This is a genomic window from Arthrobacter arabinosi (assembly GCF_054511115.1).
The window spans coordinates 14069-38908 of record NZ_JBTNDF010000001.1; the positions used below are offsets into that span (position 1 = coordinate 14069).

The 24840-nt window shown below is 69.8% G+C and carries 20 protein-coding genes; 6 read left to right on the forward strand and 14 right to left on the reverse strand.

Annotated elements, in window-relative coordinates; all coding sequences use genetic code 11:
- The first annotated feature begins 33 nt into the window (after positions 1-33).
- Together ACX80P_RS00090 and ACX80P_RS00095 are read left to right on the forward strand one after the other, a co-directional pair.
- On the forward strand, positions 34-2178 hold the full coding sequence (locus tag ACX80P_RS00090) for an alpha-galactosidase (protein ID WP_459275985.1): 2145 nt from the start codon (positions 34-36) through the stop codon (positions 2176-2178).
- On the forward strand, positions 2175-3059 hold the full coding sequence (locus ACX80P_RS00095) for an SDR family NAD(P)-dependent oxidoreductase (RefSeq protein ID WP_459275986.1): 885 nt from the start codon (positions 2175-2177) through the stop codon (positions 3057-3059). Before ACX80P_RS00090 ends, ACX80P_RS00095 begins: the two co-directional genes overlap by 4 nt.
- A 5-nt stretch (positions 3060-3064) precedes the next feature.
- Here the strand turns inward: ACX80P_RS00095 and ACX80P_RS00100 are convergent, their stop codons facing one another.
- From ACX80P_RS00100 to ACX80P_RS00130, 7 genes are all read right to left on the reverse strand, one after another.
- Positions 3065-4165, reverse strand: coding sequence for a carboxylate-amine ligase (locus ACX80P_RS00100; protein WP_459275988.1), 1101 nt, complete (start codon positions 4163-4165; stop codon positions 3065-3067).
- Between the two features lie 63 nt (positions 4166-4228).
- Positions 4229-4993: a class I SAM-dependent methyltransferase gene (locus tag ACX80P_RS00105; RefSeq protein ID WP_459275989.1), complete on the reverse strand. Its 765-nt coding sequence runs from the start codon at positions 4991-4993 to the stop codon at positions 4229-4231.
- A gap of 27 nt (positions 4994-5020) precedes the next feature.
- On the reverse strand, positions 5021-5830 hold the full coding sequence (hisN, locus tag ACX80P_RS00110; protein ID WP_459275991.1) for a histidinol-phosphatase: 810 nt from the start codon (positions 5828-5830) through the stop codon (positions 5021-5023).
- 125 nt (positions 5831-5955) lie between these two features.
- Positions 5956-6159, reverse strand: coding sequence for a cold-shock protein (locus ACX80P_RS00115; RefSeq protein ID WP_043446208.1), 204 nt, complete (start codon positions 6157-6159; stop codon positions 5956-5958).
- 161 nt (positions 6160-6320) lie between these two features.
- A complete protein-coding gene (rsgA, locus tag ACX80P_RS00120; RefSeq protein WP_459275993.1) occupies positions 6321-7451 on the reverse strand; it encodes a ribosome small subunit-dependent GTPase A in 1131 nt (376 codons plus the stop codon).
- Complete coding sequence (aroA, locus tag ACX80P_RS00125; protein ID WP_459275995.1) at positions 7448-8791, reverse strand: 3-phosphoshikimate 1-carboxyvinyltransferase; 1344 nt, start codon at positions 8789-8791, stop codon at positions 7448-7450. The genes rsgA and aroA overlap by 4 nt, the downstream gene beginning before the upstream one ends.
- Before the next feature lie 11 nt (positions 8792-8802).
- Positions 8803-9351, reverse strand: coding sequence for a DoxX family protein (locus tag ACX80P_RS00130; protein ID WP_459275997.1), 549 nt, complete (start codon positions 9349-9351; stop codon positions 8803-8805).
- Between the two features lie 333 nt (positions 9352-9684).
- Here ACX80P_RS00130 and ACX80P_RS00135 point away from each other — a divergent pair, with 333 nt between their 5' ends.
- Both ACX80P_RS00135 and rsrA read left to right on the forward strand, forming a co-directional pair.
- Positions 9685-10380, forward strand: coding sequence for a sigma-70 family RNA polymerase sigma factor (locus tag ACX80P_RS00135; RefSeq protein ID WP_459275999.1), 696 nt, complete (start codon positions 9685-9687; stop codon positions 10378-10380).
- Positions 10377-10637, forward strand: a complete 261-nt coding sequence (gene rsrA / locus ACX80P_RS00140; RefSeq protein WP_459276001.1) for a mycothiol system anti-sigma-R factor — start codon at positions 10377-10379, stop codon at positions 10635-10637. The genes ACX80P_RS00135 and rsrA overlap by 4 nt, the downstream gene beginning before the upstream one ends.
- A gap of 104 nt (positions 10638-10741) precedes the next feature.
- On the opposite strand, the gene ACX80P_RS00145 is transcribed toward rsrA, so the two are convergent.
- Positions 10742-10816, reverse strand: coding sequence for a 50S ribosomal protein bL37 (locus tag ACX80P_RS00145; protein WP_369299106.1), 75 nt, complete (start codon positions 10814-10816; stop codon positions 10742-10744).
- 132 nt (positions 10817-10948) lie between these two features.
- On the opposite strand from ACX80P_RS00145, the gene ACX80P_RS00150 reads away from it, so the two are divergent.
- The gene (locus ACX80P_RS00150) at positions 10949-11914 is read left to right on the forward strand and encodes a zinc-binding dehydrogenase (protein WP_459276003.1); all 966 of its coding nucleotides are present in this window, start codon (positions 10949-10951) and stop codon (positions 11912-11914) included.
- Between the two features lie 84 nt (positions 11915-11998).
- On the opposite strand, the gene ACX80P_RS00155 is transcribed toward ACX80P_RS00150, so the two are convergent.
- The 6 genes from ACX80P_RS00155 to ACX80P_RS00180 all read right to left on the reverse strand — a co-directional run bounded on the left by ACX80P_RS00155 (position 11999) and on the right by ACX80P_RS00180 (position 23033).
- Positions 11999-13780 (reverse strand): ABC transporter ATP-binding protein, encoded by a 1782-nt coding sequence (locus ACX80P_RS00155; protein ID WP_459276005.1) that lies wholly within the window; start codon positions 13778-13780, stop codon positions 11999-12001.
- On the reverse strand, positions 13780-14814 hold the full coding sequence (locus ACX80P_RS00160; RefSeq protein ID WP_459276007.1) for an ABC transporter permease: 1035 nt from the start codon (positions 14812-14814) through the stop codon (positions 13780-13782). Before ACX80P_RS00160 ends, ACX80P_RS00155 begins: the two co-directional genes overlap by 1 nt.
- Before the next feature lie 9 nt (positions 14815-14823).
- Positions 14824-16356 carry an ABC transporter permease gene (locus tag ACX80P_RS00165; RefSeq protein WP_459276009.1) on the reverse strand — a complete coding sequence of 511 codons (1533 nt, stop codon included), beginning with the start codon at positions 16354-16356 and terminating at the stop codon, positions 14824-14826.
- A 102-nt stretch (positions 16357-16458) separates the two neighbouring features.
- Complete coding sequence (locus tag ACX80P_RS00170; protein ID WP_459276011.1) at positions 16459-18243, reverse strand: ABC transporter family substrate-binding protein; 1785 nt, start codon at positions 18241-18243, stop codon at positions 16459-16461.
- Between the two features lie 228 nt (positions 18244-18471).
- Positions 18472-19071: a GDSL-type esterase/lipase family protein gene (locus ACX80P_RS00175; protein WP_459276012.1), complete on the reverse strand. Its 600-nt coding sequence runs from the start codon at positions 19069-19071 to the stop codon at positions 18472-18474.
- A 110-nt stretch (positions 19072-19181) separates the two neighbouring features.
- Entirely contained in the window at positions 19182-23033 is a 3852-nt protein-coding gene (locus tag ACX80P_RS00180) for a multifunctional oxoglutarate decarboxylase/oxoglutarate dehydrogenase thiamine pyrophosphate-binding subunit/dihydrolipoyllysine-residue succinyltransferase subunit (RefSeq protein WP_459276013.1), read from the reverse strand.
- Between the two features lie 168 nt (positions 23034-23201).
- Between ACX80P_RS00180 and guaB1 the strand changes: the two genes are divergently transcribed.
- The gene (gene guaB1, locus ACX80P_RS00185) at positions 23202-24653 is read left to right on the forward strand and encodes a GMP reductase (RefSeq protein WP_459276015.1); all 1452 of its coding nucleotides are present in this window, start codon (positions 23202-23204) and stop codon (positions 24651-24653) included.
- Positions 24654-24840 lie beyond the last annotated feature (187 nt).

Here is a 24840-nt window from a genome sequence, read left to right on the forward strand (position 1 = left end):
CCCGGCGGCTTATTTACACGCTAAAAATAAGCAATGACCTCCCAACCCCTCCACCTCTCGCGCGGGGGCACCAGCGTGGTGCTCGATCCGCATCCCCACGGCATGCCGACCATCGCCTACTGGGGTCCGGACCTCGGCGAGGTGGGCCCCGAGGAGCTACGCGCGCTCACCGCCGCGCACCAGCCCCAGCGCGTGTCTGGCGGGATCGACGTCCCGGCCCTCCTGACCCTCCTCCCGCTCGAATCCACGGGGTGGCAGGGGACGCCGGGACTGACCGGCGACCGCGCCGGCGCCCAGCTCTACCCGCGGTTCACGGTGACGTCCATGGAGCGGCAGCCCGACGGCGCGCTCGTCGAGGCGCGTGACGACGACGCCGGGCTCTCCGTGCGCGCCCGGCTGGGTCTCACGGCGTCGGGCCTCTTCACGCAGCGCCTGGAACTCACGAACACGGGCGACGACGACTACGAGGTGCGCGCACTCAATCTCTTCTTCCCGCTGCACCACACGGCGGCCGAGATCCTCGACACCACCGGACGGCACCTCCGCGAACGGTCCCCGCAGCGCCACGACCTGACCACCGGCACCTACACGCGCACGAGCAGGCGCGGCAGGCCGGGCGCCGACGCCACGGTCCTCCTGGCGGCGGGCAGCCGCGGCTTCGGGTTCGAACAGGGCCTCGTCCAGGGCCTCCACCTGGCGTGGAGCGGCAACCAGCAGGTACTGGCCGAGAAGACCCCTGCGGGCTCCGTGTTCCTCGCCGCCGGCGAGGTGCTCTCACCCCGCGAGGTGGTCCTGGCGCCCGGGGAGAGCTACACGACCCCGCCCGCCGTCGGATCCTGGGGGCACGGCCTGAACGAGCTGTCCGGCCGGTTCCACGAGGACCTCCGGGCCCGGTCCTCCCACCCGCAGCGGGCCCGTCCGGTCACGCTCAACACGTGGGAGGCCGTCTACTTCGCGCTGGACCTCCCGCGCCTGCTCGCCCTCGCCGACCGCGCGGCGTCCCTCGGCGTCGAACGGTTCGTGCTCGACGACGGCTGGTTCCGGGGCCGGCGCGACGACACCTCCAGCCTCGGTGACTGGTTCGTGGACGAGACGGTGTGGCCGGACGGGCTGGCGCCGATCATCGACCACGTGCGGAACCTGGGCATGGAATTCGGGCTCTGGTTCGAACCCGAGATGGTCAACACCGACTCGGACCTGGCGCGCGCCCATCCGGAGTGGATCCTGCAGGCGGAAGGCCGCCTGCCCCTGCCCGGCCGCCAGCAGCAGGTGCTGAACCTGGGGAATCCCGACGCCTACGCGTACATCCTCGAACGCCTCGACGACATCCTGTCGAGCAATGACATCGCCTACGTCAAGTGGGACCACAACAGGGACCTGCTCGAGGCCGCGGACGCACGGACGGGCCAGGCCGCCGTCCACCGGCACGTCGAGGCGCTGTACCGGCTGCTCGACGAGCTCCGCCGCCGCCACCCCGGCCTCGAGATCGAGAGCTGCGCCTCGGGCGGCGCGCGGGTGGACCTCGGGATCCTCGCGCGGACGGACCGCATCTGGACGAGCGACTGCATCGACCCGATCGAACGGCTCGTGAACCAGAAGTACACGGGGCTCGTCGTCCCACCGGAACTCATGGGCATGCACATCGGAGGTCCCGTCTCGCATTCGACCGGGCGGGCCCACACGCTGCCGTTCCGGGCCGCCACCGCGATCTTCGGCCACTTCGGCATCGAGTGGGACATCTCCCACCTCACCGAGGGGGAGTACGCGGTCCTCGCCCGCTACGTCGGGCTGCACCGGTCCTGGCGGGACGACCTGCACCGCGGGACCGTGGTGCACGCCGATTCCCCCGATCCGGCGATGGACCTGCGGGGCATCGTGTCCCGGGACCGGCGCCGCGCCCTCTTCGGCTACTCGCTCACCGCGTCGAGTGCGAGCTACCCGCCGGGCCCCCTGACCTTCCCCGGCCTGGACCCCGACGCGCTGTACGAGGTGCGGCCGGCCGTCCCGGAGGAGGGGCACCCCGGGAACGGGCAGTCGCCTCTGGCCTGGCTGCAGCGGGCCCTCGACGGCGCGCCCCTGCGGCTGTCCGGCCGGGCCCTCGCGCAGGCCGGCCTCCAGGCGCCGGTGCTGCTGCCCGAGCAGAGCCTGCTGATCGAGTTCCGCGCTGCTACCCCATGACCGGTCCGAGCCCGCAGGTCGTCTTCGTCACCGGCGCCAGCCGTGGCGTGGGCAAGGGTATCGCCCGGGCGTTCGGCGAGGCGGGAGCCATCGTGTACGTCGGCGGTCGGACGACAGTCGAAGGCACAGCGCCTTCGCGGCTGCCGGGAACCATCCTCGAGACTGCGCGCCTCATCACCGAGGCGGGCGGCACCGGGATCCCCCTCGGACTCGACGTGAACGACGACGGCCGGCTGGAGGCCGCGATCGCCCGGATCGACTCCGAGCAGGGCCGCCTCGATGTGCTGGTCAACAGCGCCTGGGGCGGCTACGAACGGTTCACGGACGGCAGCGATGTCACTCCGGGCCCGTTCTGGCAGCAGCGCCTGTCCCTCTGGGATTCGATGCACCGAACAGGGCTGCGCGCGCACTATGTGGCGTCGTCGTTCGCTGCGCCGCTCCTGGTCAGAACCGGCAAGGGGCTGATCCTCACCCTCTCGTCCTTCGCCGGCCGGGTCTTCGTGCCGCCCGTGCCCTACGGGGTGGCGCACGCCGCCATCGACCGCCTGGCGGCGGACATGGCCGTGGACCTCGAACCGCACGGCGTCGCGTCCGTGTCCCTCTATCCGGGACTGGTCCTCACCGAGAGCGTGCTCGCGAACATCGAGTACTTCGAGCACGAGAGGAATCGCGAGACGCCCCTCTTCGTCGGACGGACCGTCGTTGCACTTGCAGCCGACCCGGACGTGCTGCGTCTCACGGGCCTGCCGCTGGTGGCCGCGGAAGTGGCCCGCGCCTACGGGGTGAAGGACGAGCACGGACAGCAACCGTACTCGAACCGGGCGGCCATCACCGGGGAGCCCACCCCGGCCTTCCCCGATCCCTTCGCAGAGCCCGCCTGAGGCCGCTACGGCTCGAACGTGAGCGTCTGCTGATAAAGGGCCAGCAGCGCCGCGGTGCCGCCGTCGTGCATGGCGCGGCGTTGCCGCTGGGCGCCGGTGCCGCGGTGCGCGACGGTCTCGATGCCCGCCTTCACCCAGTCAGTGTCGCCCTCGGCCTCCAGCGCGGGGCCGATGTACTCGAGGAAGGCTGCGAGGTGCTGTCCCGCAGGCACCGGCTCCCCGGTCGCGAGGTCCACGAGGTGGCGCCCGATCCCGTCGCGGGCTCCCTGCCAGAGGGCGGCGTCCAGCAGCTCCGGGTCCGGGACGAGCGGGGCGGTGTCCGCCTCGGCCGCCTCGAGCTCGGTGACGACGAGCGCACGCGTCAGGGCGCCGAGGAGCACCGAGTCCTGGGCCTCGAGCTGGACGTCGCACGCCCTGAGCTCGAGCGTGGGGTAGTGGTCGGAGAGCCGTGCGACCCAGGTGAGGACGCCGCGGTCGAGGATCGCGCCCGTGGCGCCGAGGCGCGTGATCCTGCGCTCGTAGTCGGCGGCGTCGGCGAAGTACGGGGCCACGCCCTGCACCGCCCAGCGGCGGTAGTGGATGACCCGCCAGCTGTCGAATCCGCTGTCCCGGCCCAGCCAGTACGGGGAGTTCACGCTGAGGGCAGCCAGCAGGGGGATCCACGGCCGGATCCGGTTGAGGGCCTGCACGCCCCGTTCCTGGTCGGGGATGCCCACGTGCACGTGCAGGCCGTTGACGAACTGGTCGCCGACGATTCCGGGTGCACTGGCACGGAGGTCCTCGTAGCGCTGTTTGTCGGTGAGTTCCGGATAGGACTGGGGGATCCAGGGTGCCGTGCCCGTCGCCGCGCCGATGCTCCCCGTGCGGGCCGCCGCATCCGCGAACCTCCTCCTGAAGTTCAGCAGCGACTCCTCCGCCTCCGTCAGCGTGGAGCACACCGGGGTGGCCGTCTCGATCTGGCAGGAGAGCAGTTCGCGCTGGATCTCGTCGGATCCGACCTCGGGATGCGCTTCGAGCAGGTCCTCGACCTCGGCCGCCCGAGGGGTGGGCAGACCCGACGTCGGGTCGAGGAGCAGGTACTCCTCCTCCAGTCCGAGAGTGGTCATCAAGGCTCTCCGTTCAGCTGGCATGGCACAGGCGTTACAGGTCCCGACCAGTGTAGGGGGACGTCAGGCCGCACGCAGGCGCGCCCGCCACGCATGCGTGTAGTAGGGCAGCCGGAGGGAGGCATCCGGGGCGAAGGCGAGGTAGTCGGTGAGGTACCACGTCAGATTCGCCTCCACGCGCGCCCGGAGCGCCGGGGCGGCCCGCTGGTAGTAGCTGCGGGACCGGGCGAGGTCGAGGACGCCGGGGACGTCCAGCTCCTGGGTCCAGTGCACCACGAGGTCCTCGGGCGCCTCGAAGTCCGGCCCGAACGCGGGACGGTAGGAGGGCGAGAACACGTCTCCGGCGTGCATGATCCGGGACAGGCGGTGCACCCACGGCGCCGAGACGTCGAGCTGGTTCCACAGGAGGGCGAGGCGGCCCCCCGGGGTCAGGACCCGGGCGGCCTCCCTGACCGTCGCGCCGTGATCGCACCAGTGCCACGCCTGTGCCAGGGTGAGCAGGTCCACGGAGGCGTCGGGGAGGTGGCAGTGCTCGGCCGTGCCCCGGACGACGGGCACACCGGGCAGCCGGTTCGCGAGGACGGCCAGCATGTCCCCGGAGGGGTCCACCGCCGTCACAGCGAGCCCGCGCCCGACGAGCAGTCCTGTGAAGAGCCCGGTTCCGGCGCCGACGTCGGCGGCGCGGCGGGCCTCCGCGGGGACGATCCAGTCGGCGACGGCGTCGGGGTAGCCCGGGCGTACGCGATCGTAGCGCCCGGCTCCGGTCAGGTACGCGCCGGCCAGGTCCCTGCGGCGCGCCGCCCCGAGGGACGGACCGCCCTTCACCATGGACTGCCTGCCGGGCCGCGCGTGCTGCTAGAGCAGGTCATCCACATCGGGGTTGAGGGTCCGCAGGACCTCGCTGTGCAGGGTGCCGTTGGTCGCGAGGGCGTTGCCGCCGTGAGGTCCGTCCTCGCCGTCGAGGGAGGTGAACCGACCCCCGGCCTCGGTGACGATCGGCACGAGCGCCGCCATGTCGTACAGGTTCAGGTCCGGTTCGCACGCGATGTCCACGGCTCCCTCCGCCACGAGGCAGTAGGACCAGAAGTCTCCGTACGCCCGCGTGCGCCACACCCGGTCCGCGAGGTTCACGAATTCGGCGAGCGTGCCGCGCTCGCGCCAGCCGCCCAGGCTGGAGTAGGAGAGCGATGCGTCCTCGAGGCGGGAGACGTTGGAGACCCGGAGGCGCTGGGCTGCGGCCAGGGACTTCCCGGTGTAGGCACCGGTACCCTGGGCCGCCCACCAGCGTTTGCCCAGCGCGGGGGCGCTGACCAGACCGACGACGGGCTTGCCGTCGTCGATGAGCGAGATGAGCGTGGCCCACACCGGGACGCCGCGCACGAAGTTCTTGGTGCCGTCGATCGGGTCGATCACCCAGCGGCGCGAGCCGGAGCCCGTGCTCCCGAACTCCTCGCCGAGGACGGCGTCCCGGGGCCTGGCCCGGGAGAGCTGACCGCGGATGGCCTCCTCGGCGCTCTTGTCGGCGTCCGTCACCGGGGTCAGGTCCGGCTTGGTCTCCACCCGCAGATCGAGGGCCTTGAAGCGCGACATGGTCTGGTCGTCCACCGAGTCCGCCATGATGTGCGCGAGACGGAGGTCGTCGTTGTAGCCCTGCGTGAAACTCATACCGTTCAACCTATCGTCTCGGCGGGCGCATCCTGCGCCGGGCGGCCCGGCACAGCAGAAAGCCACCGCGGGCTTGCGCCGCACGGTGGCTTTCGGACCCTTACCGCCAGGCGGTGTGGGGGAAGCTAGAGAACGGTGATGTTCTCGGCCTGGGGACCCTTGGGGCCCTGGGTGGTCTCGAAGTTGACCTTCTGGTTCTCTTCGAGGGAACGGTAGCCGTTCGAGTTGATCGCGGAGAAGTGGGCGAACACGTCAGCGCCGCCGTCCTCGGGAGCGATGAAGCCGAAGCCCTTTTCGGCGTTGAACCATTTCACTGTGCCAGTAGCCATTGTGATTTCCTAACCCTGAGAGCGTCCCGACGTTCGGGGGCTCATCGTGCAGTTCGTTACCCGCTTATCAAAAAAGCTGTCGAACTCCGGGTGGAGGGTCAAGGCTTAGAGATGTAATGCGCAAACAACAACAGGATCAACCCTACCAGTGATGGGCCCGATCACTGGTGTCCGAGTTCCTTGGCGTCGTGTGAGCTGCCTCGCGCGTCGGCGATACCGGCGCCGAGCAGGCGCCGCAGGGAGGCGAGCCGGACGGGCCCGGACTCGCCCGCCAGCCCCTCGGCCACGTAGCTGTCCAGTCCGCACCCGACGGCGTCACCGTCGTGCCGGCAGCCCCGCTCGCAGCGCTCGGTCCCGGGCTCGAGGTCGGGGAAGGCGTTGAGGATGCGGTCGGGCTCCACGTGAGCGAGCCCGAAGGACCGGATGCCGGGCGTGTCGATGATCCAGGTGCCGGGCGCGGCGTCGGCGGCCTTCAGCGCGAGCGCGGACGACGACGTGTGCCGTCCCCTGCCCGTCACCGCGTTCACGCCGCCCGTGGCGCGCGTGGAACCCGTCAGGGCGTTGACCATGGTGGACTTGCCGACGCCGGAATGCCCGAGCAGCACGCTCACCTGGCCGTCGAGCTCCTCCCTCAGGGCGTCGACCGCAGCGGAGTACAGGCGCGCGGAGTCGCCGTCGTCGGAGGTGGCCTCGATGCCCACGGCCTCGTCCGTCCGGCTGACGATGACGCGCAGATCCAGGTGCTCGTAGTTGGCGAGCAGGGGTGCGGGGTCGCGCAGGTCGGCCTTGGTGATGCACAGGAGGGGCTCGATGCCGGCGTCGTACGCGGCGACGAGCGCGCGGTCGATGAAGCCCGTCCTCGGTTCGGGATTGGCGGCCGCCACGACGATCACGAGCTGGTCGGCGTTGGCGACGACCACGCGCTCCACAGGGTCGGTGTCGTCGGCGCTCCTGCGCAGGACAGTCGTCCGCTCCTCGATCCGTACGAGGCGCGCGAGGGAGTCGGGGCCGCCCGAGAGATCGCCGACGAGGGCCACGAGGTCGCCGGCGACGACGGCGCTGCGGCGCAGTTCGCGGGCCCGCGCGGCGACGACGGTCCGTTCGTCGGGCGTGTCCTCGTCGACCACCGTGGTGTAGCGCCCGCGGTCGACCGTGACGACGCGCCCCGTCACGGCGTCGTCGTACGCGGGGCGGTTCTTGGTCCGCGGGCGCGTCCCCTTCTTGTTCGGGCGGATGCGCACATCGGACTCGTCCCAGGACCGCGATCCGCGGCGGTTGCCGGCCTCGCTCACGCCCGGGCTCCGGAGGGGGTGGAGGACGGCCGGTCCGCGCTCCGTGCGAGGGCCGCCCACAGGTCGGGGAACTCGGGCATCGTCTTGGCCGTGGTGGCGATGTTCTCGACCTCGACGCCGTCCACGGCGAGGCCGATGATCGCACCCGCGGTCGCCATCCGGTGGTCCTCGTACGTGCTGAACAGGCCCCCGTGGAGGGGGGCGGGCCGGATGACGAGGCCGTCGGCCGTCTCCTCCGCGTCCCCGCCGAGGCCGTTGATCTCGGCGACGAGTGCCGCGAGCCGGTCCGTCTCGTGGCCGCGGAGGTGGGCGATGCCGGTGAGGGTCGACGGCGTGGTCGCCAGGGCGCAGAGCGCAGCGACCGTGGGGGCGAGCTCGGAGGTGTCGGCGAAGGTCCCGCCGGCGATCGACGCCCCGCCGGTGACGGTGAGCACCCCGCCGTCGAGGCTCGCGGTGGCGCCCATCAGTGGCAGGATGCGCCGCCAGGCGTCGCCGACCTGCGTGGTGCCCTCGGGCCAGTTCCGCACGCGGACGGTGCCGCCCGTCACGACGGCGGCGGCGAGGAAGGGACCGGCGTTGGAGAGATCGGGTTCGACGGCGACGTCGAACGCGGCGATCGGGCCGGGGGAGACGCGCCAGTGGTCGGGGACGGAGTCGTCGACGGCGACACCCAGGGCGCGCAGGGCCGCGACGGTCATGCGGATGTGGTCGAGGCTGGGCACGGGTCTGCCGACATGCTCGAGGTGCAGGCCGTCGGCGAAGCGCGCACCGACGAGCAGGAGCGCGGACACGAACTGCGAGGACGCGGAGGCGTCGATGACCAGGTGTCCACCGCGCACGCGGCCCTCACCCTGCACGGAGAAGGGCAGGGACCCGGCCCCGTCGTCGTCGACCGCGATGCCGAGGCCGCGCAGGGCGTCGATGATGCTGCCCATGGGGCGTCGCCGGGCGTGCGGATCGCCGTCGAAGGTGGTGGTGCCGCGGACCAGGCCCGCGAGCGGGGGGACGAAGCGCATGACGGTGCCCGCGAGACCGCAGTCCACCGTTCGGGATCCCTGCCCGCCGGAGGGCAGCGGCGTCACCAGGAGGTCAGGGCCGAAGTCGCCGTCGCCGGGGACCTCCTCGATGAGGGCGCCGAGCGACCGCAGGGCCGCGACCATGAGGGCGGAGTCACGGGAGTGCAGGGGCCGGCGCAGGCGCGACGGGCCGTCGGCGAGGGCGGCGAGCACCAGATAACGGTTGGTGAGGGACTTGGAGCCGGGAACCGAGAGGGCGGCGTCCACGGGACGGGTCAGGCGGGGCGCCCTCCATGCGGTCCGGGGCGCCCCGCCTGATGACACTGCCACGGAGCTTAGGAACCGACGACGTCGGACGCGGTCCTGCGGACGGCCTTGTCTGCCTTCAGCAGCTGCTTCCGGGCGTCCTTGCTGAGGCCCGCGGCGCTCTTCTTCGCACCTGTCGCGAAGTGCTCGGCGCGCCAGGCGATGCCGGGGCGTCCGTTGGTGTCGACGGCTGCGAGCAGGACGGCGCCGATGAGGGAGAGGTTCTTGAGCAGCTGCGAGCGGCGGGCCTTCTTGCCCTCGGGGCTCGAGGCGTCCGCGGACCGGTAGTCGACGAGCGCGTTCACGGTGGTGGTGACGGTCAGCAGGAGTGCCGCCAGCCGGGAGAACCGGCCGATGCCCAGCAGGAGGGCGGCGCCGACCTGGGTGGCGCCGAGGACCTGGCCCACGAGCTTCTCGTTGCCGGTGATGGCGCTGGCCGAGGGGACGACCTTCGCGACGCCCGTGAGGACGGGCTTGAGCTGCGGGGCGGTGGCGCCCGCCGTGCGGAGTCGGTCGATGCCGCTCACGACGAAGCTGCTGGCGATCAGGGGTCGGGCTACTACGCGGACAAGGGTCATGACTGCCTCCTGGTTGCCGGCGGGGTCGCCGGACGTCGGGTTCTCGAGTACGAAGCACGCTGGCTCTAGTTTTGCATGCCGGACCACCGGGGACGATCCGCGCGCGGGCCGGGGTGTGAGGTTGCGGCTGCGGAGGAGGAAACAGCACAGGAATAAGAGGGTGCGCGGAGGGGTTGGAACAGGGGTGACGGACAGCGGAACGGTAGAGGGGATGCGCAGATGACAGGTGCACGGATTGCGACGGTCGAAAGACCGGACTTCCAGTTGTCGACGTCGATCCCGGGCCCCGGCGGCACGGGGCCGCGGCGGCAGGGGCGCGTAGACTTTGGCTCGATGGATACCACAGCCCCCGCAGGCAGCAGCCCGGCAGAAGATGCACAGTTGGACGTGTCGACGGAGTCGGAAGCCGATCGCAAGGCGCGCTTCGAGCGCGATGCCATGCAGTATGTCGACCAGCTCTATTCGGCCGCGATGCGCATGGCACGCAACCCCAGCGATGCGGAGGACCTGGTGCAGGAGGCCTACACCAAGGCGTTCTCGGCCTTCCACCAGTACAAGCCGGGCACCAACCTGAAGGCGTGGCTGTACCGCATCCTGACGAACACCTACATCAACCTGTATCGGAAGAGGCAGCGCGAGCCCCTGCAGTCGCACTCGGACACCATCGAGGACTGGCAGCTCGCCAAGGCCGCCGAGCACACCTCCCTGGGGCTGCGCTCGGCCGAGGTCGAGGCGCTCGACCATCTGCCCGACTCGGACGTCAAGGACGCCCTGCAGGCGATCCCCGAGGAATTCAGGCTTGCCGTGTACTTCTCGGATGTCGAGGGCTTCGCGTACAAGGAGATTTCGGAAATCATGAACACGCCCATCGGGACCGTCATGTCCCGGTTGCACCGCGGCCGCAAGCTGCTCCGCGAACACCTCGCGGAGTATGCGCGCGACCGCGGGCTGGGCGTCAGCACTGGAGCTGGCGCGAAGTCCAAGGTCGCAGCGGGCGCGGAGGGCAAGGAACAGGAGATGGAAAAATGAGCGATTGCGGGAACATGGGCGGCTGCCCTGATGCCAGGATCGAACGGCTGTACGAGTACCTGGACGGTGCGCTGTCCCACCAGGACCTCGTGGAGATCAAGGACCACCTCAACGACTGCCCGCAGTGCGCGGAGGAGCACGATCTCGAGTGCGTCATCCGGTCCGTCGTGAAGCGGTCCTGCACGGAGGTCGCGCCGTCGACCCTCAAGGCGAGCATCCTGGACCGGATCAGCCACCTCAAGACCGTGGACCACTGACACCGCCGGCAAGGACCCAGCCGGATACACGAAGAACCTCCGGTCCCTTCAGGGACCGGAGGTTCTTCGTCTGCATCCCCGGGGGATGCTCCTTACGCCTGGACTCAGGTGTTGGGGCGCTTACCGTGGTTCGCGCCTCCACGCTTCCGGTCGCGACGCTTGCGTGCTCGCTTGCTCATGGCTGCCTCCTTCTTCTTTCAGGCACTGCAGTCGTGCAGAACTGCATCCCAGTCTCCCACACGCGCCGGGCGGCACCTAAACAACCCGCCGCCTAGGATTGGGGGACCATCCGTCACCGAAGGAGCTCATGCATGCGCGCCGTCTATGCCGCAACCCAGTCCGCGGACGCACCCCTCGCCGGCCTCACCGTCGGTGACCTGGACGTGCCCGCCGCACCCGAGGGCTTCGTCCGGGTGAAGGTGGTGGCCTCCTGCCTGAACCACCACGACCTGTGGTCGCTGAAGGGCGTCGGACTGCCCGGGGAGCGGCTGCCGATGGTCCTCGGGTGCGACGCCGCGGGGATCGACGACGACGGCAACGAGGTGATCGTGCACGGCGTCCTCTCCTCGGACGGATGGGGTGGTGACGAGACCCTCGATCCCAGGCGGTCCCTGCTCTCGGAGCGCCACCCCGGCACGATGGCCGATTACGTCTGGGTTCCCGAGCGCAACCTCGTGCCGAAGCCGGCGGAGCTGTCCTTCGAGGAAGCGGCCTGCCTGCCCACGGCGTGGCTGACCGCGTACCGCATGCTGTTCACGGTCTCGCCCGCGGCGCCCGGTTCCACGGTGCTCGTCCAGGGCGCGGGAGGAGGCGTCGCCTCGGCCGTCATCGCGCTCGCCTCGGCCGCGGGCTACCGGGTGTGGGCGACGAGCCGCAGCGGACAGAAGCGGCAGCGGGCCCTCGAGCTGGGCGCCGAGCAGGCATTCGACGCCGGTGCTCGCCTGCCGGAGCGCGTCGACGCCGTCTTCGACTCCGTGGGCGAGGCGACGTGGGCCCACTCCCTGAAGTCCCTCGTGCCGGGCGGCACCGTGGTCACGTGCGGCGCGACGAGCGGGCCGGCCCCTTCGGCGGACCTCAACCGGGTGTTCTTCCTGCAGCTGCGCGTGCTGGGCTCCACCATGGGAACCCGGGACGAACTGGTCCGCCTGACGCGATTCCTGGTCGCCACGGGTGTGCGGCCGGTCATCGACGCCGTCCTCCCCCTGGAGGACGCCGCCGAGGGGTTCGGGCGGATGCTCGACGGCGACGTGTTCGGGAAGATCGTCTTCCGGCACTGAGCGCCCCACGACGACCTCGGGACGACGAAGGACCCCTCCGCACGGAGGGGTCCTTCGTCGTCGTGCAGCCCGTGCCGGCTGGAGCTACTCGGACACGCCTGCCGCCAGGATCGCCGCGCGCTGCTCGCGCCGGAGCGACTGCTCCGCCGGATCGGGCACCGGTGCCGCTGCCAGCAGGCGGCGGGTGTACGGATCGCGCGGGTACTTCAGGATCTGCTCGGTGCTGCCCTGCTCCACGAGCACGCCCTTGTTCAGCACCGCGATGTGGCTCGCGAGGAGCTCGACGACGGCGAGGTCGTGGCTGACGAACAGGCAGGCGAAGCCCCGTTCCCGCTGGAGTTCCTGCAGCAGGTCGAGGACCTTGGCCTGCACGGAGACGTCCAGGGCCGAGGTCGGCTCGTCGGCGACGAGGAGGTCGGGCTGGAGCGACAGCGCACGGGCGATCCCCACGCGCTGGCGCTGGCCCCCCGAGAGCTCGTGCGGGTACCGGTTGCGGAAGGCGACCGGCAGCTGCACGTCCTCCAGCAGCGATGCGACGCGCCTGTCCAGGTCCGCGCGGCCCAGCTTCTCGTGCAGGAACAGCGGCTCGCCGATGCTCTCGCCGATCGACAGGCGCGGGTTGAGGGACGCCGCGGGGTCCTGGAACACGATCGCGAAGCGCTTGCGCAGCGGCATGAGCTGGCGGGCGCTGAGCTCCGTGATGTCGGTGCCGCCGATCCTCACCCTGCCCCCGGATGTCCTGATCAGCCCGGTGACGGCGCGGGCGATCGTCGACTTGCCCGAGCCCGACTCCCCGACCAGGCCCAGGACCTCGCCCGGGTTGATGGTGAGAGAGACACCCGAGACCGCCTTGAAAGGCGGCTGGCGGAAGCGCCCCGGGTACTCGATGTCGACGTCCGTCAGTTCGAGCGCGGGCACGACGCCGGAGGCGGCGTGCGTTTCCTGCGCACGCACGGCGGCTGCGGCGTACTCCTCGTGGATGCTCAGGTGCCCGTCGACCACTTCGACGTCGGTGAGGACGCCGCCGACCTTCGAGCCCAGGTGCGGCACGGACCCCAGGAGCTGCCGGGTGTAGGCCTCGGCCGGTGCCGCGAACAGCTGCGCCGTCGGCGCCGCCTCGACGATCCGGCCGCGTTCCATCACGACGACGTGGTCCGCGAGGTCGGCGACCACTCCCATGTCGTGGGTGATGAGGAGCACGGCACTGTTGAGCCGCTTGTTGAGCTTGCGCAGCAGGTCCAGGACCTCGGCCTGCACGGTGACGTCGAGCGCTGTCGTCGGCTCGTCGGCGATGAGGAGCATGGGATCGTTGGCCAGCGCGATGGCGATCATGGCGCGCTGCCGCTGGCCCCCCGAGAACTGGTGCGGGAAGTTGTCGTAGCGGCGCTCCGGCTCCGGGATCTCCACCATGCGGAGGAGCTCGACGGCTCGCTTCTTCGCCTGCGCGGGGGAGAGTTCGGTGTGCTGCTCGACGGCTTCGCGGATCTGCTCGCCGACGGTCAGCACCGGGTTCAGGGCGGTCATGGGCTCCTGGAAGATCATGGCGATCTCGTTGCCGCGCACGCGCCGGAGCGTGCCCTGCGAGGCGCCGATGAGTTCCTTGCCCAGCATCTTCGCGCTGCCGTGCGAGCGCCCGTTGCGGGGGAGCAGCCCGAGCAGGGCCATCGAGGACATGCTCTTGCCGGAGCCGGATTCTCCGACGATCGCGAGGATCTCGCCGGGGTGGATCTCGTAGGAGACGTCTTCGGCTGCCATGACCCACTCGTTGTCGACGCTGAAGTCGACACCGAGGCCCCGGACCGCGAGGATCGGTCCGTTGGCGGGGGGTGCTTGCTCGTCCGAGATGGTGACGGTGCTGGAACTCATTACTGCTTCACCCTTGTCTGCTTGGGATCGAACGCGTCGCGCAGGCCGTCACCGATGAAGTTGACGGCGAGGGCGATGCCGATGATGAAGGCGCCGGGCCACAGGAACAGCCACGGCCGGACCGTGAGGGCGGAGCGGTTGTCGTTGATGGCCTTGCCGAGGGAGGTGTCCGGCGCCGTGACGCCGAGGCCGAGGTAGCTCAGGGCGGTCTCGAGGAGGATGGCCCCGGAGATGGCGAGGGTCGTCGAGACGATGATCACGCCGACGGTGTTCGGCAGGATGTGGCGGAAGATGATGCGTGCCGAGCTCGCCCCGACCGACTTCGCCGACTCGACGAACTCCTTCTCGCGCAGGGAGAGGAACTCGCCGCGGACCAGGCGTGCCAGGCCGGTCCAGGTGACGAGGCCGAGGAACACCGCGAAGGGGATGATGCCGTGCTTGGCGACGATGCCCGCGACCGCGGCCGCGATGACGACGGTGGGGATGGTGATGACGACGTCGGTGATGCGCATGAGGAATGCCTCGGTCCAGCCGCGGAAGTAGCCGGCCACGGCGCCTACCGTGGTACCGATGACCATGGCCACGATCCCGACGATGAACGCGATGATCAGCGAGGTCTGGATGCCGCGCATGGTCAGTGCGAAGTAGTCGCGGCCCAGCACGTCCTGGCCGAACGGGTGCTCGCCGAGGCTGAACGGCCACAGGGTCAGGGTGGGCTTGCCCTCGTTGAACCGGTCCGCGAGGACGTCGTAGTCCTTGTTCCACCAGCCGGGGATGCCTGCGAAACCGATCGAGGTGAACGCGAGGAGGAAGATCAGCACGAGCAGCGCGATGCCCGCCAGTGCTCCCTTGTGCCGGAAGAAGCGTTCCCGGATGAGGCGTCCCTGGCTCTTCGCCTCGGTCGTGCGGATGCGGTCCGTCTGCTCCCGGGTGGGGATGGCCGTGGCGATGTCCGTGTCCTGGCTCTGCAGGGTCAGCTCGGACAATTCGACCGACGGGCGGGAATCGTCCCGCGGGTTCTGGTGATTGCTCATGATCGGGTCCTAGCTCAGGGTGATGCGCGGGTCGAGGAACGCGTAGGCGATGTCGGCGAGCATGTTGAACAGCACGGCGGCGGTGCCGACGACGAGGAAGAAGGCCATGACCGGCCCGGGATCCACGTGGCCGATGCCGTCCACGAACATCTTGCCCATGCCGTTCCAGCCGAAGACCTGCTCCGTGATGACGGCGCCGCCGAGGACGCCCGCGAAGTCGAACGCCATGAGCGTGGTGATCGGGATCATCGCGTTGCGGAACGCGTGCTTGACGAGGACGGTCCGCTCGCTGAGGCCCTTGGCCCGCGCGGTGCGGATGTAGTCCTGGTTCATGACGTCGAGCTGGCTGGCCCTCGTGTACCGGGTGTACGTGGCGAAGGAGATGAGCGTCAGCGCGATGGTCGGCAGGATCAGGTGCAGCGCGTAGTCGAGGTTGATCTCCCAGAACGTGCCCTCCAGGTTGGCCGACTGCGAGCCGGTGGTGGGGATGGGCCGCCCGCCCGCCTTCGCCGAGAGTGTCGGGTAGGCCTGGAGGAGGCGGTCGAGGACGATCAGGAGGCTCACCGACACAGCGACCACGGCCCCGATCTTCGCGGCCTGGGCGCGGAACGGCCCGCCGACCACGCCGGCGACGACGTAGGCGAGCACCGCGGTGACGGCCACGAGCGCCAGCACGATGAACCAGTTCGGATCATCGAGCAGGAGGAGGGAGGCGAGGTAACCGAGGAAGCCGACGCCGGCGGCAGCGAGGGCCGCGTGCAGGACACGCCGACGGCGGAAGCCTGCGAGGAGGGCCGTCCACAGGACGGCGACGCCCGCGGCGGAGACCAGCATGCCGACGACGCCGAGGCCCGGGCTGACGAACCAGCCGGTGACGAGGAGGAGGAAGAGCGCGACGGCGGTGGTCGTGGCAGCGATGCCGAAGGTGATCAGGCGCCGCCGGCGGTCACCGCCGACGACGATCGCCCAGATGACGCCGGCGATCACCCCTATCAGGGCGATCGTGAGGTAGGAGAACCGAGGATCCGCCAGCCAGGTGTTGAGGTCGATCGCCAGGTACTGCTTGAGCAGGGTGGAGAGCCAGAACAGGGGCAGCGAGAACAGCAGGAACGAGATGAAGGTGACCGAGTAGTCGAAGGTGCTGTACTGGCGGATCGCCGTCACGATCCCGACGATCACGCCGAGCACGAGGGCGAGGACCGTCGCCACGACGACGAGGCGCAGCGTCGAACCCATCGCGTTCTCGAGCTGCGGGAGGACGGCCGCGCCGGAGCGGTCCAGGCCGAGCGTGCAGCTCACGCCGCCGGGGACGAGGCAGTGGCCGACGTCCTGCAGCCAGAGGAAGTAGCGGGGGATGGGTGGGACATCCAGGTTCATCGCCGCCGTGCGGGCGGCGATGGTTGCGGCCTTCTCGGGGCCGCTGGTCTCACCGAGGTCCTCGAAGGGATCGCCCGACGAGATGGTGAGGAAGTACATCAGCGTAGTGGCTGCGAGCATGATGAAGAACGAGATGACCGTTCGTTTGGCGATGAAGTAGAACACGTGGGGCTCCTTGGAGACGGTGCAGACTGAAGCAGTGCCCGGCACAGGGACGGGCAGGCCCGCGGGCCTGCCCGTCCTCATGCGTCAGCTGGAAGCCTGCAATCAGTTCTGCTTCGTCCAGCTGTAGGCGTTCCAGGTGATACCGGTCTGCGTCGGGTTCATCTCGACGCCCTGGAGCTTCGAGGAGGACCCGATGATGTCGGCGTTCGCGTAGAGCACCACGTTGTACTGCGTCTCGGCGAGGCGCTGCTCGAGCTCGGTCTTCAGGGGCACGACCTTCTCCTCGTCGGTGCTCGTGACGATCTCGCTCCAGAGGCGATCGACCTCCTCGTCGGCGTAGCCGCCGAAGTTCTGCTCGCCTCCCGAGACGTAGATCGACTCACCGGAGGCGACCAGGCCCGATCCGGCCCAGCCGAAGAGCACCGCGTCCCAGGCTCCGGGCTCGGAGAGCTTGGAGGACCATTCGGGCTCGGGCTGGGGGATGACCTCGAAGCCGGCCTTGTCGCACGAGTCCTTGATGAGTGCCACCATGTCGGCGCGCAGCTGGCTGGTGGACGCGTACATCAGCGAGACCTTGACGGGCTCGGTCTTGCCGGCGTCGGCGAGGAGTTCCTTGGCGCCGTCGATGTCCGCGGTGCCGTCACCCTGCGCGGCGGGAGCACCGTCGAGCACGGTGTCGTAGTCGGGCTGCCCGGGCTGGTACTCGCGCAGGTTCATGACCGTCCCCTCGGGGTCGATGGGGGTCACGAACTTGTCGACCATGTCGGCACGGGGCGTGCAGGCGTTGAAGGCCTGACGGACCAAGACGTCCTCGAAGACGGCGCCGGGGCGCTGGTCGAGGTCGATGTGCGAGAAGGTCAGCGACGTCCCGGTGTCGACCGTGACGGTCTCGCCGATCTGCTCGAGGGCAGCCTTGGTGTCGACGGTCGGGCTGGAGGGGTCGATGACGTCGACGTCGCCGTTCTCGAGGGCCTGGACGGCCTCCTCGTCGACGATGGTCTTGAAGACGAGCGTGTCGGTCTTGCCCGCGCGCTCCTCGCCCCAGTACTTGTCGTTCTTCACGAGCGTCAGGGTGCCGTTGGTCGCGTTGTCCAGCTTGTACGGGCCGGAGGAGGGCAGGATCGCCGTGTCCGGAAGGGTCGGCAGGTCCACTTCGTAGTCCCAGCCGGTGTTCCAGAACTCGGCCACGGGCTTGAGCGCCGCGGTATCGGTGGCCTTGATGGCGTCGACCAGCTCGGCGCCGTCGCCTTCCGGCGACAGTCCGCCCTGCTCGGCCGCGATGTGCGCGGGCATGAAGACGCCCGGGGTGAGGAGGGCTTCCCAGTCGGCGTAGGGCTCCGTGAAGACGACCTCGAACTCCTTGTCGCCGGGCTCGCCCTCGATCATGTCCATCAGGGCGAAGCCGTTCGTGGAGGCCGCCTGGAAGAGATCGGACTCGGCGCCCGTCTCGGGATCCTTCTCGCCGCTCGGGTGCGTGCCCGACAGGGCGGCCCAGGCCAGCAGGACGTCGTCGTAGTCGATCGGCACGCCGTCGGACCACACGGCATCCTCGTCGATGGTGTATTTGACCGTGAGCGGGTCGTCGCTGACCTTCTCGTACGAGCCGAAGTCGGGGTTCGCCTCGAGCTTGCCCGCGGCCGTGAAGGCGGCGAATCCACCCGAGGTCAGGTTGTCCACATACGTGTTGTAGACGGAGTTCGTGGCGGCCGTGTTGCCGTTGTACCCGGTGGGAGCCTGGCTGATCGCGATATTGATCGTCGAGGCCAGGTTCTCCTCGGCGCTCTCGGAGGCCGGGGTCCCGGCCGTACCGCCCGCTGATCCACAGGCGCTCAGCATGAGCGTCCCGATGGACAGTGCGGCGAGCGTCATTGTGCGCTTATTACGCATTCGATAGTCCTTACTGTGCTTGGCGCGAGGGACGCAGACAGGTCCCACAGGATGGATTGCAGCCGTGACGGCAATCACATCCGGTCAGCATAGCCAAGGATCGTTGCCTCCGGACACTCAGTGAAGCACTGATAACCCATTCGTTACTTCGCCGAAACATAAGGCTGCTGAAGACTGAAAAAGACCCCGTGGACAGCGTGTCCCGGGGCCTTCCAGTTCGCGTGTGCCTTACTCTGGCGCGGGCACTTCCAGCCACTGGAACCAGCCGCGGTGCAGCACCAGCCACGCCATCAGGCCGTACCCGGCCTGGCCCGGCGTCCCGCCGTTCGCGGCGAGGTCGTGGCGCCACTGCTCGTGGGCGAGCAGTGGGGTGAAGGTGTCGACGAAGACGTGCTTGCGGCGCGTGGTGACGTCGCCGAAGGCCGCGGAGAGGTCGGCGAGGCGCCGGTTGCGCTCGGCGTCGAGGCCCGGGGGAGGGCCGACCACCAGCACCTTGACGCTCATCTGCGACGCTCCGTCGAGGATGTTCGCGAGGTTCAGGCGGCTCCTCGCCGTGGACAGTTCGAGGTCGAGGTCGCGGTCGGACAGGCCGATCACGAGGCGGTTGTCGAAGCCGTCGGCGAAGCGGCGTCCCACTTCCTGCAGCCAGCGGTTCGCCAGCGCCTCCGTCCCCTCCCCTGGGGCGGCCAGGCTGTAGGCCTCGACGGACGCGTTGTCGGGCCTGGTCCGCGCCATCACGCGACCGAGCCAGCCGAGCGCCCTCGGATCACCGAGCCCTGCGAGGAGTTCGTCGCCCACTGCTGCTAGCCGGATTCTGCGTTGTTCCACTGGTTCCTCGGTGTGCTCGTCGGATGGGGCGGGGCTGCCGGGCACGCCGGTGGGAGGCCCTTAAAGACATCGGGTGGGGCCTGGACCCCACCTGACATCATACTGATGGCTTACTGTTCCCGGCCGAAGGCCTTCCGGATCAGGAGCTCCTGCTCCTTCGCGTGGTTCTTGGCGGAACCGGTCGCCGTGGAGGCCGACGCGGGGCGGGACGCGAGCCGGAGGGGCCGGTCGAGTTCCTGCGGGAGGTTGAGCCCGATGAAGGGCCACGGCCCCTGGTTGGCCGGCTCGTCCTGCGCCCAGACGATCTCCGCACCGGGGTAGGTGTCCAGGGCGGCCCTGATCTCCTCGAGCGGCAGCGGGTAGAGCTGCTCCACGCGCACGATGGCGGTCCTGCCGTCGTCGAGCTTCTGGCGCGAGGCCAGCAGGTCGTAGTAGAGCCGGCCGGACACGAGGATCACCCGCTCGACGTCCCTCCCGGGCGTCTCGAGCGTGTCGGGGATGACGGGCTGGAAGCTGCCCTGAGTGAAGTCCTCCACCGAGCTCGCCGCCGCCTTGAGGCGGAGGAGCTGCTTGGGGGTGAAGATGACCAGCGGCTTCCTCGGACGCGTGTACGCGTGCCGACGCAGCAGGTGGAAGTGGGAGGCCGCGTTGCTCGGGTTGGCGACGACCATGTTCTCCTCGGCGCACATCTGCAGGAAGCGTTCGATGCGCGCGGACGAGTGGTCGGGGCCCTGGCCCTCGTAGCCGTGGGGCAGCATGAGGACCAGCGACGACCGCTGTCCCCACTTCTGCTCCGCCGAACTGATGAACTCGTCGATGATGGTCTGCGCGCCGTTGACGAAGTCGCCGAACTGCGCTTCCCAGATGACGAGGGCGTCGGGACGCTCCACCGAGTAGCCGTACTCGAAGCCCATGGCCGCATATTCGCTCAGCAGGGAGTCGTAGACCCAGAACTTGGCCTGGCCCTCGCTGAGGTCGTCGAGCGGCAGCCACTCGTGCCCCGTCGCGCGGTCGTGGAAGACGGCGTGCCGCTGCACGAACGTGCCGCGCCGGGAGTCCTGGCCGGCGAGCCGGACGGGGACGCCCTCCATGAGGAGCGATCCGAAGGCCGCGATCTCGCCGAAGCCCCAGTCGATCCCGCCTTCGCGGGACATCTGCTCCCGCTTCTCGAGCAGCGCCTTGAGCTTCGGGTGGACCGTGAAGCTGTCCGGGATCGCCGTGTGGGCGGCCCCGATGTGCGCCAGGGTCTCCGTGCTGATCGCGGTCCGCGGCGCAGCGGCGGCGTCGCTGTCGGACTGCTGCGCATAGGGCCGCTCGAGGTCCGAGACCGCCCGGGGATCCTTGGCGACGACGGGGATCGGCGAGGTCTGGGCCGCGTGGGTCTCGGCGAAGACGCGCTCGAGGCGCTCCTGGTAGTCGCGCAGCGCCTGCTCGGCTTCCTCCTGCGTGATGTCGCCGCGGCCGATCAGCGCCTCGGTGTACAGCTTCCTCACCGACCGCTTGGCCTCGATCAGGTTGTACATCATGGGCTGCGTCATCGACGGATCGTCGCCCTCGTTGTGGCCGCGACGGCGGTAGCAGACCATGTCGATGACGACGTCCTTGTTGAACCGCTGGCGGAACTGGTACGCCATCTGGGCCACGCGGACCACGGCCTCGGGGTCGTCGCCGTTCACGTGGAACACGGGTGCCTGGACCATCTTCGCGACGTCCGTGGAGTACACGGAGGAGCGCGACGACGTCGGGCTCGTGGTGAAGCCGACCTGGTTGTTCACGATCACGTGGATGGTGCCGCCCGTGCGGTAGCCGCGCAGCTGCGAGAGGTTCAGGGTCTCCGCCACGACGCCCTGGCCCGCGAAGGCAGCATCGCCGTGGATGAGGATCGGCAGGACGGGGAAGGTCTCGCCCTGGTCGAGGAGGTCCTGCTTGGCGCGGACGATGCCCTCCAGCACGGGGTCGACGGCCTCGAGGTGGGACGGGTTCGCGGCGAGGTAGACCTTCGTCTCGTTGCCGGCGTCGGACGTGAACGTCCCCTCGGTGCCGAGGTGGTACTTGACGTCGCCGGACCCCTGGACGGAACGCGGATCCTGCGTGCCCTCGAATTCACGGAAGACCTGGGCGTAGGTCTTGCCGGCGATGTTGGTGAGGACGTTGAGGCGGCCGCGGTGCGCCATGCCGATCGCGACCTCGTCGAGGCCGTCGTCGGCCGCACCGGAGATGACGGCGTCGAGCAGCGGGATCAGCGATTCGCCGCCCTCGAGGGAGAAGCGTTTCTGGCCGACGAACTTCGTCTGCAGGAACGTCTCGAAGGCCTCCGCGGAGTTCAGCTTGTGCAGGATGCGCAGCTGCTCCTCGCGGCTGGGCTTGGAGTACGGGTGCTCCAGCTCGTCCTGGAACCACTGGCGCTCACCCGGGTCCTGCAGGTGCATGTACTCGATGCCCGTGGTGCGGCAGTAGGCGTCGCGGAGGACGCCGAGCATGTCGCGGAACTTCAGTGACGGCTGGCCGCCGAAGCCGCCCGTGGGCCACTCGCGGTCCAGGTCCCACAGGGTCAGGCCGTGGGTGCGGATGTCGAGGTCCGCGTGCTTGCGCTGCACGTACTCGAGGGGGTTGGTGTCCGCCATGAGGTGCCCTCGCACGCGGTACGCGTGGATGAGCTGCTGGATCCGGGCGACCTTGTTGATCTGGTCCATCGGGTCGACCTGGATGTCCGCACTCCAGCGCACGGGCTCGTACGGGATGCGCAGCGACTCGAAGATCTCGTCGTAGAAGTTCTGCTCGCCCAGCAGCAGCTGGTGGATGATGCGAAGGAACTCGCCGCTGCCCGCGCCCTGGATCACGCGGTGGTCGTAGGTCGAGGTCAGCGTGATGGTCTTGCTGATGGCGTGCTTGGCGAGCGTCTTCTCGCTGGAGCCCTGGAACTCGGCCGGGTACTCGAGGGCGCCCGCACCGATGATGCAGGCCTGTCCCCTGGACAGCCGCGGCACGGAGTGCACGGTGCCGATGCCGCCGGGGTTGGTCAGGGACACCGTGGTGCCGGCGTAGTCGTCCGCGCCGAGCTTGCCGGCGCGGGCCTTCTTCACGAGGTCCTCGTAGGCGTGCCAGAACTCCGAGAAGTTCATGGTCTCGGCCTTCTTGATGTTCGGCACCACGAGCGAGCGCGTGCCGTCCGGCTTCGGCATGTCGATCGCCAGGCCGAAGTTCACGTGGGCGGGCTGCACGGCGGAGGGCTTGCCGTCGATGACGTCGTAGTAGACGTTCTGTGAGGGGAACTGGGCGAGCGCCCGGATGATCGCGTACCCGATCAGGTGGGTGAAGGACACCTTGCCGCCGCGGGCGCGGGCGAGGTTGCTGTTGATGACGACGCGGTTGTCGATGAGCAGTTTCGCGGGGATGGCGCGGACGCTCGTCGCGGTGGGGACGCTGAGGCTGGCCTCCATGTTCGTGGAGATCGCCTTCGCCGGGCCGCGCAGCACGCTGACCTTGTTCTCGTCCATCTCGGCGCTGCGGTCCGAGGCGGGAAGCTGGGCGGGGATGGGCTTCGCTGCGGGCTTGTCCTCGCGCGAGGACTCCGGCTTCTTCGCCGGCTCGTTGGCGACGGGGGGCCTGCCGCTCTGCTGGGTGCTTGCAGGGGACTCCCCGGAGGCCTTCGGTGCGGCGGCCTCGGTCCGCACGGCCGGCACGTCCGGCGTCCGGGGACTCGTCGCCGCCGGGGCGACCGACGGAGGGCTGGCGGGCGCGGGAGCGGCGGGCTTCGCGGCAGGGGGAGTCGCGGCCGGAGCGTCGGAGGTCCGGCCGGCGCCATTGCCGGACGTGCCCTCGGCGTCGAACGAGTCGAAGAGGTCCCACCACTTGCGGTCGACCGAGTGACGGTCCTTCTGGAACTGCTCGTAGAGCTCGTCAACAAGCCACTCGTTCCCGCCGAATTCATCAGGTAGACGGTGGCTGGTCTGTTCTGGCACTTGGTATACGCCTCTTCCGTAAATTGCCCTGAGCGCGGTGCGGTCGGCAAGATCGGCGCTAAGCCGTGTCTGGACCCTGTCCAAGTGTAGTGACACGACGAAGGAACAATCCAATCAGACGGGCCGGGACCCACTAGACTCCTTGCGGCTGTCTATCAAGGGAGAACCATGCGCTTCATCAACCCGCCCACCACCGACCTCACCTACTCGGACGTGTTCCTCGTGCCCTCCGCGTCCGAGGTCATCTCCCGTTTCGACGTCGACCTGTCCTCGGAGGACGGCACGGGCACCACGATCCCGCTCGTCGTCGCCAACATGACGGCCGTGACGGGGCGGCGCATGGTCGAGACCGTCGCGCGGCGCGGGGGCATCGGGGTCCTGCCCCAGGACGTCCCCGCCGAGGTCATCGCCGAGGTCACCTCGTGGGTGAAGGAGCGCCACCCCGTCTTCGAGACGCCGCTGCGGCTGCATCCCGGCAACACCGTGGTGGACGCGCTGCACCTCATGCACAAGCGGGCGCACGGGGCGGTCCTCGTCACCGACGACGCCGGCGTCTGCGTCGGCGTGGTCGACGCCGACGACTGCGAGGAGGTGGACCGCTTCGCGTCGCTGGAGTCGGTGATGCGCCCCGCACCCGCCGCCTTCGAGGCGTCCATGTTCGACGCCGATCCCGCGGCAGCGCTCCAGAAGGCCTTCGAGGACCTCGACGGCTCCCGCATCTCCCTCGCGCCCGTGGTGCGCGACGGCGCACTGCAGGGCGTCATCACCCGGACGGGGGCGCTCCGCTCCACCATCTACGAGCCCGCCGTGGACACCGCGGGCAGGCTGCGCGTCGCGGCCGCCGTGGGCATCAACGGCGACGTCGAGGCGAAGGCGGGGGCACTGCTCGACGCCGGCGTCGACGTCCTCGTCGTCGACACGGCCCACGGCCACCAGCGGAAGATGCTCGACGCACTCGCCGTCGTGCGCGGCCTGGACCCGACGGTGCCGATCGTGGCGGGGAACGTGGTCAGCGCCGAGGGCGTGCGCGACCTCGTCGCCGCCGGGGCGTCGATCGTCAAGGTGGGCGTGGGCCCCGGCGCCATGTGCACCACGCGCATGATGACGGCCGTCGGCCGCCCGCAGTTCTCCGCCGTCCACGAGTGCGCCCAGGCGGCCGCGGAGCTCGGCGCCCACGTGTGGGCCGACGGCGGCGTCCGGTACCCGCGCGACGTCGCCCTCGCCCTCGCCGCCGGTGCCAGCCAGGTCATGATCGGCTCCTGGTTCGCCGGGACGTACGAGAGCCCGGGCGACCTCCAGACGGACAGCAGCGGACGCCGGTACAAGGAGAGCTTCGGCATGGCCTCCGCCCGCGCCGTGCAGAACCGGACCCGGCGCGACGACGTCTACGCCCGCGCCCGCAAGGGCCTGTTCGAGGAGGGGATCTCCACCTCGAAGATGTACCTCGACCCGGCACGCCCCGGCGTCGAGGACCTGATCGACATGATCACCGCGGGTGTCCGCAGCTCGATGACCTACGCCGGCGCGGCGTCGCTGGCCGAGTTCCGCGACCGCGCGGTGGTCGGCGTGCAGTCCGCCGCGGGCTACGAGGAGGGCCGCCCGCTCCCGCAGAGCTGGTAGGGGTGGCGCCGGCTCGGGCAGGCCGTGCCCGGGCTGCCATTGCGCTGAGAGCGAAGAGGCCGGGAGCGCCGCGCCGATTCCATCTGGCGGACGCGGGTCCAGCCCGTAAACTGGGAGCCTTATGGACAGTCCTTCCAGGGGCCGGCTCGACGCCGGCGCACCCTCTCCTCTCGCCCATCCCGTACCC